Below are 10,957 nucleotides of genomic sequence, written 5' to 3'. Positions count from 1 at the left end.
GCGCAAAGGAGTACGCCCTCATGGACACCGGACTCATCACGACGCTGATCGTCGTCGGAGTGGTGGTGGTCCTCCTCGTCGTCGTGGGGATCTACCTGTGGGTCACGTACAACTCGCTCGTCACGCTGAAGGTCCGCGTCGACGAGGCGTGGAGTGACATCTCCGTGCAGCTCAAGCGCCGCGCCGACCTCATCCCGACGATCGTCGAGACGGTGAAGGGCTACGCCACGCACGAGAAGTCCGTGTTCGAGGCCGTGACGAAGGCCCGCGCCGAGACGCTCAGCGCCGGGGACGCCTCGAGCGCCTCCACGGCAGAGGGACACATGCAGAAGGCACTGAAGAGCGTGTTCGCGGTGGCCGAGGGGTACCCGCAGCTGCAGTCCAGCCAGAACTTCCTGCAGCTGCAGTCCGAACTCGTCGACACCGAGGACAAGATCCAGTCCGCCCGTCGCTTCTACAACGGCGGCGTCCGCGAACTGAACACCAAGATCCGGGTCTTCCCGAACTCGTCGTTCGCGAAGAGCCGTGGCTTCACCGAGGCGTCGTTCTTCGAGACCGCCGAGCCCGCGGCGATCGCCGAACCGCCGCGCGTCCAGTTCTGACCCGCCGGGCGACGGCTGCGACGTGTACAGCGCGATCGCGCGCAACAAGCGCAACACGGTCCTCATCGTCCTGGTCTTCCTGCTGATCATCGGGGCGCTCGGGTTCCTCGGCGGCTACCTCGCCGGCAACGTGTCGATCGGCGTGATCGTCCTCGTGGTCGCGCTCGGGTACGCGCTGGTGCAGTACTTCGCCGCGGGTCGCCAGGCCACGGCGATCGCGGGCGGCATCGAGATCGACCGGAACACCGAGCCACGACTCTGGCGCACGGTCGAGAACCTCGCGATCGCCACCGGGATGCCGATGCCGCGCGTCTTCGTGATCGAGGACCCGTCGCCCAACGCCTTCGCCACCGGCCGTGACCCCGACCACGCGATCGTCGCCGCGACGACCGGGCTGCTGGCGATCATGGACGACCAGGAGCTCCAGGGCGTCATGGCCCACGAGCTCGGGCACGTCCGGAACTACGACATCCGCGTCTCCACGATGGTGTTCGGGCTCGTGGTCGCGGTCGGTCTCATCGCCGACGTGCTCCTCCGCATCTCGATCTTCAGCGGGCTCGCCGGCGGTCGGAACCGGAACAACGACAACGGCGGCAACAACCCGATCCTGCTCATCGCCGGCCTCGTCGCGGTCATCGTGGCGCCGATCGCCGCGGCGGGCGTGCAGGCCGCGGTGTCCCGGCAGCGGGAGTACCTGGCGGACGCGACCGGCGCGATGACCACCCGCCACCCCGAGGGGCTCGCCCGTGCGCTCGAGAAGCTCGGCGCGTACGGCCGGCCGATGCAGACGCAGAACTCGTCGATGGCGCACCTCTGGATCGCCGACCCGATGCGGCCCGGCCTGATGGACCGACTGTTCTCCACGCACCCGCCGCTGCCGGACCGGATCGCGCGGCTGCGCGGGAGTCTCGACCGGTTCTGACCCGACGGCGGGTGCCGGCGACCGGGTGTGGCCCAGGAGGCGCGGGTCGGCCCCGCCCCACGCCACCGGCCCGTCAGACGGCCGGTTCCAACGCCACGCTCGCGTCCGCGTCGTCGGCTGCGACGTGCGGCACCAGCCGGACGCCGAGCGCCCCTGCGACCGCAGCCGCGGCGGTTCCGCGATCGGTGACCTCGACCCCGTCGAGCCCCTGCCACGCGGCCGTCCGTCGGAGGGTCTCGGCGAGTCGCCCGGCATCGAGCCGCTCGCCCGGCTCTTCCCACGCCGTCCGCACGCGCAGGACCCCGCGCTGCCGGTCGCTCTTCAGGTCGACCCGCCCGACGAGCCGGTCGTCCTGCAGGACGGGCAGGACGTAGTAGCCGAAGACCCGCTTCGGTGCCGGCGTGTAGATCTCGATCCGGTAGTGGAAGCCGTACATCCGCTCGGCCCGCCGCCGGAACCACACGACCGGGTCGAACGGACTGAGCACGGCGTCGGCCGTCACGTGCCGCGGGACCCGGGCGTCGGCGTGCATCCAGGCGCGCTCGCCCCAGGACTCGACCCGCACCGGCACGAGCTCCCCGGCGGCGACGAGTTCGGCGATCGCCGCGGCGGTGTCGTCGGAACGGAGCCGGTAGTAGTCGGCGATGTCCGCGCGGGTGCCGACGCCGAGTGCCCGGGTGGCCCGACGGACGAGTTCGAGGACGGCTGCGGGTCGCGCCGGTGCGTCCTCGAGCGTGCCGGCAGGCAGGACCTGCTCGGGGAGCGCGTAGACCCGCTCGAAGCCGGACCGTCCGGCGCTCACGACGTCGCCCCAGCGGAACATCTGCTCGAGTCCGAGCTTCACGTCGCTCCAGCCCCACCACGGCCCCCGACGGACGTTCGACTCGTGCTCGACCGCGCTCGCCGGCATCGGCCCCTCGGCCGCGAGCAGCGCCCGGAGCTCGCGCCGGACCCCCTCGGTCCGCCGGACGCCGTCGATCCGGTTCGGCCACGAGTCGCGCTCGCGCAGCGCGTCCATCCGCCACCGGAAGAGGGGGAGATCGGTGCGGTCGACGAAGGCGGCCTCGTGCGCCCAGTACTCGGCGTAGGGACCGCGCTTCGACATCGTCAGACGGTCGAGCGTGGACCGGTCGTAGGCGCCGAGCCGGGCGAAGAGCGGCAGGTAGTGGCTGCGCTCGAAGACGTTCACGGAGTCGATCTGCAGCAGGCCGAGGCGCGCGAACCCAGCGTTCAGCGCCCGGGTCGACACGGCGTCGGCAGGCGGCTGGCCGAAGCCCTGGGCAGCCAGTGCGACGCGGCGGGCCTCGGCAGCGGAGAGCGTGGTCCTGACCATGTCCGAAGGCTACCGATCGCCGCCGACACCCCGCGTCCGGTGACGTATGCCGTATCTGGTACCTGTCGGGCCGCACATCGGTACACTCGCGACCATGGCATGGGGCAGAAAGCAGCAGCAACCGACGCATCCGGACCCCGTGGTCGAGGAGTCGGTCCCGACCGGCATGCGGATCGCCGGCGCGTGGTCGTGGCGGATCCTGGTCGTCATCGGGGTGATCGCGGTCTTCATCTGGCTGATGACGATCTTCAGCCAGATCCTCATCCCGTTCCTCGTCGGCATCGTCGTCTCGGCGCTGCTCGTGCCGATCTCGAACTGGATGCAGCGCCACCACGTGCCGAAGTGGCTCGCGGTCGTCATCAGCCTGCTCGGCGGACTCGCGGCGATCGGCGCGCTGGTGTGGCTCGTCGTCGACCAGATCATCGCGTCCTACCCGTCACTCCGCGACCGGACGGTCGACCAGTACGCGAACATCAAGGACCTCGTCCTGAACTCCGGCCTGGGCATCACGCAGGGCGACGTCAACGGCTGGCTGGACGACGGCACGAAGTGGCTGCAGGACAACAGCGCGTCGATCCTCTCCGGGGTCGCGAGCGCAGGGTCCGGTGCCACGCACGTGTTCGAGGCGCTCTTCATCATCCTGTTCACCACGATCTTCCTGCTCATCGACGGCAAGAACGTGTGGCGGTGGGCCGTGCGGCTCTTCCCGAAGAAGGCCCGTGCGACCGTCGACGGCGCCGGTGTCGCGGGGTGGATCACCCTGACGAGCTTCATCCGCGTGCAGATCTTCGTCGCGTTCGTGGACGCCGTCGGCATCGGGCTCGGCGCCTTCATCGTCGGGCTGTTCTTCGGCGGCATGCCGCTGGTGATCCCGATCGCGGCGTTCGTCTTCCTCGGTGCCTTCATCCCCGTCGTCGGTGCGATCGTGACCGGGTTCCTGGCCGTCTTCGTCGCGCTCATCTTCAACGGCCCGCTCGCGGCCGTCCTCGTCCTCGCGGTCGTGCTGCTCGTGCAGCAGATCGAGGGACACATCCTCCAGCCGCTCGTCATGGGCAACGCGGTCAAGGTCCACCCGCTCGCGGTGGTCCTCGGCGTCACGGCGGCCTCCGGGCTCGCGGGCATCGCCGGTGCCTTCTTCGCCGTGCCGCTGATCGCCACCGTGAACACGATGGTCATGACGATCGCGAGCGGCCGCTGGCGTGGACTCGACTCCGAGCACGTGCTCGAGGCCACCCCGAGGCGCGGCCAGCACGGGCAGCTCCAGCTCCGGCGTGGCCGCCGCCACAAGGTCGGCGACGCGGTCCCGGCACCGGGCAGCAAGCCGGAGCCGGCGGCGGCTGAGGGCACTGCCAGCACCAACTGACGTCACGGGTTCGTCAGGAGTGCCGCGAGCGACGATGATGGACCCGTGACCGACACCACCACGCCGCTGATCCCCACGCTCGACGACATCGAGAAGGCACGTGTGACGATCGCCGGGGTCGCCCGTGTCACCCCGATGGAGACCTCGCAGTTCCTCGCCGAGGTCCTCGGGTCGCCGGTGCACCTCAAGTGCGAGAACCTGCAGCGCACCGGTGCGTACAAGGTCCGCGGTGCGTACAACCGCCTGTCGACCCTCACCCCGGAGCAGCGGGCCGCGGGGGTCGTCGCCGCGAGCGCCGGCAACCACGCGCAGGGGGTCGCCCTCGCCGCGCGCGAGCTCGGCATCCCCGCGACGATCTTCACGCCGGTCGGCGTCGCCCTGCCGAAGCTCCAGGCCACGCGGCACTACGGCGCCGAGGTCGTCCTGCGCGGGCACTCGGTGGAAGAGGCGCTGAGCGCGGCCAAGGACTTCGCGACACGGACCGGAGCGGTCTTCATCCCGCCGTTCGACCACCCCGCGGTCATCGCCGGCCAGGGCACGCTCGGGCTCGAGATCCTCGACCAGGTGCCCGACGCCGACACGGTCATCGTGCCGATCGGCGGCGGCGGCGTCATCGCAGGCATCGCCCTCGCCGTCAAGGGCGTCGCCGAGCGCCTCGGACGCACCATCCGGGTCATCGGGGTGCAGGCCGAGAACGCAGCCGCCTACCCGAGCTCGCTCGAGGCCGGCGAGCCCGTCACCGTCAGCACGAAGCCGACGATCGCGGACGGCATCGCCGTGGCGCGACCCGGCGACCTGAACTTCCCGATCATCCGCGACCTCGTCGACGACATCGTCACCGTGTCCGACGACGACGTCGCCCGGTCGCTCCTGGTGCTGCTCGAACGCGCCAAGCTCGTCGTCGAGCCCGCCGGGGCCGTCGGCGTCGCGGCGATCATGTCCGGTGCCGTCCGGGACACCGGTCGCACCGTCGTCCTGCTCAGCGGCGGCAACATCGACCCGCTCATGATGGAACGCGTGATCACCCGCGGCCTCGTCGCGGCGTCGCGCTACATCGGCATCCGCATCATGCTGCCGGACCGCCCCGGTCAGCTCGCCCGCGTCTCGCAGGTCATCTCGGACGCCGGCGCGAACGTCGTCGAGGTGCTCCACACCCGGCACGGCCAGGGGCTCGTCATCAACGAGGTGGCACTCGACCTGTCGATCGAGGCGCGCGGCCCCGAGCACGCACAGGAGGTCATCCACCGCCTGCACGAGGTGGGCTTCCAGCCGGAGCTGCTCGAGCACTGAGACGGGCGCTGGACCGAGCCGGAGACGGACAGGAGGCGCGGTGCCAGCCGGCACCGCGCCTCCTGTCCGTCAACGGTCGCGTCTACGGCTCGTAGCGCTCGACCTTCGTCACCTCGACGGCGATCTCCTTGCCGTTGGGCGCGGTGTACGTGGCCTTCTCGCCGGCGCGCAGGCCGACGATGGCCGCGCCCACCGGGCTGACCGGGCTGTAGACGGTGAGGTCCGAGCCCTCGCCGACGATCTCGCGGTTGCCGACCAGGAACGTCGACTCGTCACCGGCGATGACGGCGGTCACCACGGTGCCGGGCTCGACCGTGCCGTCGAAGTCCGCTTCGCCGACGGTGGCGTGCTTGAGGAGCTCGGTGAGCTGACGGATGCGGGCCTCGATCTTGCCCTGCTCGTCCTTGGCGGCGTGGTAGCCGCCGTTCTCCTTGAGGTCGCCCTCTTCGCGAGCGGCTTCGATGCGGTTCGCGATCTCCTGGCGACCTTCACCGGACAGCGTCTCGAGCTCGGCCGTGAGGCGGTCGTGCGCCTCTTGCGTCAGCCACGTGACCTGGGTGTCGTTGCTCATGGTGATTCCCTTCAGCAAAGAACAAGACCGGCCGGTGTGGCCGGTCTTGTCCGCGAATCACAGCAGTCTAGGGAACCCAGCAGTCGTGGATCAAGCCGGTCACACCGCGTGACACGGTGTTCACGGGCGTGCTGATGCTCCGGACGCGCTGATCGGATGCCGGCACCCGGATCTCGCGCCAGCCGACGATCGTGTACGACTTGTCGAGGACCTGGACGGCGCACTTCGCGACCGTGCCCGGGTCGACGGAGATCTGCGTGTGCACGACCACCTGGTGGTCGGAGACGACCTGGTACCCGACGTCGTCGGTGTCGAGGCCGTGGCTGGTCTGCCCGGGACCGGCCCAGACCACCCAGACGATGAACACCAGGGCGACGGCGGCAGCGGCGACGATCCCGATCAGCCGCGTGCGACGAGCGCGTCCGGGGGTGCGGCCGTAGCGGTCGTCCAGCGTCGCGGTGGTGCTGGCGGACGGCTGAGGTGCCGGTTGGTGCTGCGGTTCGGACAGTTCGGGGCTCCCGGGGTGATTATCCTGATCCCAGGGTAGTTCACGTGACACTGTGTGCTGCCACGCGATCAGTGAGGAAGACCAGTGCCGTACCGCTTGATGGCCGTCCACGCCCATCCCGACGACGAGTCGAGCAAGGGAGCGGCGACCGCGGCGAAGTACGCGGCCGAGGGCAACGAGGTCCTCGTGGTCTCCTGCACGGGCGGCGAGGCGGGGGACATCCTCAACGACCAGCTCGGCGAGCCCGCCACGAGCCGGGCGCACCGCGACATGGCCGGGTACCGCCGCACCGAGATGGCCGGGGCCCAGGCGGCGCTCGGCATCGACCACCTGTGGCTCGGGTACCACGACTCCGGCCTGCCCGACGCCGACAAGGGCGAGACGGTCCGCCGCGGCACCTTCTCGACGGTGCCGCTCGAGTACTCGACCGAGGCGCTCGTGCGGGTCATCCGGCGCTTCCGCCCGCACGTGCTCGTCACGTACGACGAGAACGGCGGCTACCCGCACCCGGACCACATCCGGACGCACGAGGTCTCGGTGGCCGCCTGGCGCGACGCCGCGGACCCCGAGAAGTACCCCGATGCCGGGCCCGCGTGGTCCGTCGCGAAGCTCTACTACGAGCGCACCATGAACCCCCGGCGCTTCCGGACGGTCTTCGAGGCCCTGCAGGAACGCGACCCGGACAGCCCGGCGGTCGAGCAGCTGCGCGAGTGGGTCGAACGGTTCGCCGACCGGCCCGACCTCGCCACGACCCACGTCGACGTGCACGAGTACTTCGACGCGCGTGACGCGGCGCTCCGGGCCCACGCGAGCCAGGTGCCGCCGGACAGCGCCTTCTTCTACTGGCCGAACGACCTCCTCGCGACGGTGTGGCCGACCGAGGACTACCAGCTCGTCGAGGCCCGCGTGCCGACCGAGCTCCCCGAGTCCGACCTGTTCGCGGGGATCCCTGCCGACAAGGACACCACTGCGTGAGCACCCTCCACGCGGCACTCGCCGCGACCCCCAGCCCGAGCCCGACCTCGAGCGTCCCGGACGTCGACGTGACGCCCGGCGTCGCGGGCTTCATCGCGATCGCGGTCGTGGCCATCGTGACGATCCTGCTCGTGATCGACATGACCCGGCGCATCCGGCGGACCCGCTACCGGGCGGAGATCCGGGAGCGGCTCGAGGCCGAGGCGAACGGCACCGCGGGTGGCGATCGTGACGGCATCGACCGTGACGGCATCGATCGCGACGGCGTCGCGACGGACGAGCCGGAGCGGCGTGCGGCCGAGGACGGCCGGGCCGACGTCGGGGACGACACCGAGCGCGGCTGACGCGACCGGCGCGGCTGACGCGACCGGCGCGGCTGACGCGACGGGCGCGGTGGACCCGCGTGAGTGCGGGACGGGAGGCACGGTGCGGGCCCGACCCGCGCCTCCCGTCCGACGGACCGTCGCGGTCAGCGCACCGGGTCCAGCGCCACGATGAGGACACCCGCCCACTGGGCGGCGAACGCGACGACCGTGAGGGCGTGGAAGACCTCGTGGAAGCCGAACACCGTCGGCGACGGGTTCGGCCGCTTGAAGCCGTACACGAGCGCACCGAGGATGTAGGCCACGCCGCCGGAGAGCACGAGGACCGTCATCGGGACGCTCGCGGCGAAGAACTGCGGCAGCAGCCCGAGCGCCGCGCAGCCGAGGACGAGGTAGATCGGCACGTAGAGCCATCGGGGCGCCCCGATCCAGAGGACCCGGAAGGCGATGCCGAGCGCCGCGCCGGACCACATCACCCAGAGCACCACGACCATCAGGGTGTGCGGCAGGGCGCAGATCGCCACGGGTGTGTACGTGCCGGCGATGAGCAGCAGGATGTTCGTGTGGTCGATGCGCTTGAGCACCGCCTTGACCGTCGGGCCCCAGGGGAACCGGTGGTAGGTCGCCGAGACGCCGAACATCGCGAGCGACGTCGCCATGAACACGGCGCTGCCCACCTTCGCCGCGGGTGAGCCCGCGAGGACGATGAGCACGATGCCCATCGCGATGGCGAACGGGAACGCCCCGAGGTGGATCCAACCGCGCCACGCGGGCCGGGGTTCGGACGCGCTGGCGGTCGTCCGTCCGGCGGTCGCGGTGCTCGCGGCCTCGTCGGTGAAGGGGACGTGGGGGAGGGTCCCGGTGTCGTGCTCGGCCTGCATGGTCCGACCGTAGGGGCCGATGCCGAACGAACGCCGAACACGGGCGGACGGCCCGGGGAACGCGGCTCGCTCCGAGGCGCCGTGCACTATGTTCGTTCCGTGACCGGCAGGGTGGGATGGGCAGGACGAGGGATCCTCTACCGCGCCTACCAGAACCGGATCCGCCGGCAGATCGACGGCTCGGCGATGCCGAAGCACGTCGCCATGATCGTGGACGGCAACCGTCGCTGGGCGAAGCAGCTCGGCCTCGAGTCCGCCGCGCACGGGCACCGCGCGGGCGCCGCGAAGATCCCGGAGTTCCTCACGTGGTGCGACGACCTCGGCATCGAGGTCGTGACGCTCTACCTGCTGTCGTCCGACAACCTCAAGGGTCGTGGCGGCGACGAGCTCGAGCAGCTCGTCGGCATCATCGCCGACCTCGCGGGGACCCTGGCCGACCACCGGGACTGGCGGGTCCAGCACGTCGGCTCGAACGAGGGCCTGCCCGAACCCCTCGTCGCCGCGCTCTCCGCCGCCGAGCAGCGCACGGCGGAGCACACCGGGCTGCACGTGAACCTCGCGGTCGGCTACGGCGGCCGTCGGGAGATCGCGGACGCCATGCGCAGCATCGTGCAGGCGCACGACGAGGGCGGCGGCACGCTCGACACCCTGGCCGAGGTCCTCACGCCCGAGCTCATCGGCGACCACCTCTACACCCAGGGGCAGCCGGACCCCGACCTGGTCATCCGGACGTCGGGCGAGCAGCGGCTGTCCGACTTCATGCTGTGGCAGAGCGCGCACAGCGAGTTCTACTTCGTCGAGGCGCTCTACCCGGACCTGCGCGAGGTCGACTTCCTGCGCGCCGTCCGCGACTTCGGGCTGCGGTCCCGCCGGTACGGCGGCTGAGCGGTCGGGGTCGCGCCGTTCCCCGCACTGCGGCGGCTGTCGGCCGTTCATCCCAGTAGACTCACAGGGTTTTCGTCCCACGGAAGGTTGCCCCTGTGAACATCGCCGAGTACGCCTCAGGCTTCGCCGAGGAGCCCGGCTACCTCGACCACGCCGCGTTCGGTCCCGTCCAGACCGCGGTCCTCGAGGAGCAGCGCGTGCTCGGGACGATCCAGGAGCACATGCGCTTCGGCGCCATGGAGACGCTCGACGAGCAGGACGCCCGGGTCCGCACCGTCGCCGCACGGCTCGTCGGCCGGCGCGAGGACCAGGTCGTCTCGCAGACCGCCACGACGCCAGGGCTCCTGCACACCGCGTTCGGGCTCACCGGCGGCGTGCTCGTCTCCGCCGACGAGTACCCCTCGCTGCCGCTGGCCCTCGCGAGTGCTGCCTCGGCCACGGGCGGTCGCGTCCAGCCCGTCGTGGTCGAGTCCGGCGCCGGGTGGATGACGCCGTCGCTCATCGAGTCGCGCCTGTCCGACGACGTCACCGCGGTCGCCGTCTCGCTCGTCGACTGGCAGACCGGCTACCTCGCCGACCTCGCCGCCATCCGCGAGGTCATCGGCGACCGCCTCCTCATCGTCGACGCCATCCAGGGCTTCGGCGTGGTCGACGCCCCGTACGAGCTCGCCGACGTCGTCGCGACCGGCGGCCAGAAGTGGCTGCACGCCGGGTGGGGCACCGGGTTCACCGCGTTCAGCGACCGTGCGCTGAACCGCCTCCGGCCCGCCCTGTCCGGCCCGCACGGCACGACCGGGTGGCCGACCGAGGTCCCGTCGGTCCGTCCGGGTGCCGCCGGCTTCCAGATGACCCGCACCGACCCGGTGTCGCAGGCACGCCTGGCGGTGTCGCTCGACCGGCTCACGGCCGTCGGTGTCGCCGTCGTGCAGGAGCGGGTCACCGACCGGGTCGAGCGGGTGTTCGACATCGCCGACGAGTTCGGCCTCTCCGTCGAGTCCAGCCGCGACCCCCGGGAGCGCGCCGGGATCGTGGTGCTCCGACCGCCGCAGGGACGGCTCACCGCGCTGTCCGCGGCGTTCCACAACCACGGCGTGACGGTCACGACGCGGCTCGGGGTCGCGCGGGTGTCGGTGTTCGCGTCCACCACGGACGAGACGCTCGACATGTTCCGCGACGCCTGCCTGTCGTACGCCACGATGCAGTAGCGGCCGCGTTGTTCACGTGACCGTAACTCGGGGAACCGCGTGTCGCTGGTGCCGTGTCGGGGGTCGGACGTAGCTTGTCCCCATCGGGCACCGCGCCCG

Annotated in this window: 12 protein-coding genes; 8 read left to right on the top strand and 4 right to left on the bottom strand. The window is 71.2% G+C overall.

What is annotated here, in order from left to right:
- Positions 1-20 precede the first annotated feature (20 nt).
- Both BM028_RS02270 and BM028_RS02265 read left to right on the top strand, forming a co-directional pair.
- Complete coding sequence (locus tag BM028_RS02270) at positions 21-602, top strand: LemA family protein (RefSeq protein WP_070416768.1); 582 nt, start codon at positions 21-23, stop codon at positions 600-602.
- Positions 603-624: 22 nt separating this feature from the next.
- Positions 625-1,524, top strand: coding sequence for a M48 family metalloprotease (locus BM028_RS02265; RefSeq protein WP_071302385.1), 900 nt, complete (start codon positions 625-627; stop codon positions 1,522-1,524).
- Positions 1,525-1,597: 73 nt separating this feature from the next.
- Here BM028_RS02265 and BM028_RS02260 read toward each other — a convergent pair whose 3' ends face one another.
- Positions 1,598-2,857 (bottom strand): winged helix-turn-helix domain-containing protein, encoded by a 1,260-nt coding sequence (locus tag BM028_RS02260; RefSeq protein ID WP_092384294.1) that lies wholly within the window; start codon positions 2,855-2,857, stop codon positions 1,598-1,600.
- 94 nt (positions 2,858-2,951) lie between these two features.
- Here BM028_RS02260 and BM028_RS02255 point away from each other — a divergent pair, with 94 nt between their 5' ends.
- Both BM028_RS02255 and ilvA read left to right on the top strand, forming a co-directional pair.
- Entirely contained in the window at positions 2,952-4,220 is a 1,269-nt protein-coding gene (locus tag BM028_RS02255) for an AI-2E family transporter (protein WP_254789358.1), read from the top strand.
- Positions 4,221-4,265: 45 nt separating this feature from the next.
- On the top strand, positions 4,266-5,510 hold the full coding sequence (gene ilvA / locus BM028_RS02250; protein WP_070416764.1) for a threonine ammonia-lyase: 1,245 nt from the start codon (positions 4,266-4,268) through the stop codon (positions 5,508-5,510).
- 82 nt (positions 5,511-5,592) lie between these two features.
- Here ilvA and greA read toward each other — a convergent pair whose 3' ends face one another.
- Together greA and BM028_RS02240 are read right to left on the bottom strand one after the other, a co-directional pair.
- Positions 5,593-6,081 (bottom strand): transcription elongation factor GreA, encoded by a 489-nt coding sequence (greA, locus tag BM028_RS02245; protein WP_070416763.1) that lies wholly within the window; start codon positions 6,079-6,081, stop codon positions 5,593-5,595.
- A gap of 67 nt (positions 6,082-6,148) precedes the next feature.
- Complete coding sequence (locus BM028_RS02240) at positions 6,149-6,640, bottom strand: DUF4307 domain-containing protein (protein ID WP_175473661.1); 492 nt, start codon at positions 6,638-6,640, stop codon at positions 6,149-6,151.
- Positions 6,641-6,673: 33 nt separating this feature from the next.
- Between BM028_RS02240 and mca the strand changes: the two genes are divergently transcribed.
- Together mca and BM028_RS02230 are read left to right on the top strand one after the other, a co-directional pair.
- On the top strand, positions 6,674-7,564 hold the full coding sequence (gene mca, locus BM028_RS02235; protein WP_092384290.1) for a mycothiol conjugate amidase Mca: 891 nt from the start codon (positions 6,674-6,676) through the stop codon (positions 7,562-7,564).
- Complete coding sequence (locus tag BM028_RS02230; protein ID WP_092384288.1) at positions 7,561-7,908, top strand: hypothetical protein; 348 nt, start codon at positions 7,561-7,563, stop codon at positions 7,906-7,908. Before mca ends, BM028_RS02230 begins: the two co-directional genes overlap by 4 nt.
- Before the next feature lie 125 nt (positions 7,909-8,033).
- Here the strand turns inward: BM028_RS02230 and trhA are convergent, their stop codons facing one another.
- Positions 8,034-8,768: a PAQR family membrane homeostasis protein TrhA gene (gene trhA / locus BM028_RS02225; protein WP_070419188.1), complete on the bottom strand. Its 735-nt coding sequence runs from the start codon at positions 8,766-8,768 to the stop codon at positions 8,034-8,036.
- 99 nt (positions 8,769-8,867) lie between these two features.
- Here trhA and BM028_RS02220 point away from each other — a divergent pair, with 99 nt between their 5' ends.
- Positions 8,868-9,653, top strand: coding sequence for an isoprenyl transferase (locus tag BM028_RS02220; RefSeq protein ID WP_229085150.1), 786 nt, complete (start codon positions 8,868-8,870; stop codon positions 9,651-9,653).
- A gap of 95 nt (positions 9,654-9,748) precedes the next feature.
- Positions 9,749-10,858, top strand: coding sequence for an aminotransferase class V-fold PLP-dependent enzyme (locus BM028_RS02215; protein WP_092384286.1), 1,110 nt, complete (start codon positions 9,749-9,751; stop codon positions 10,856-10,858).
- Positions 10,859-10,957: the final 99 nt, after the last annotated feature.

Origin of the sequence: Curtobacterium sp. YR515, assembly GCF_900113095.1 — a bacterium.
Lineage (GTDB): Bacteria > Actinomycetota > Actinomycetes > Actinomycetales > Microbacteriaceae > Curtobacterium.
The sequence above is the reverse complement of the archived record's forward strand: the minus strand, read 5'-3'. Positions and strand labels throughout refer to the sequence as shown.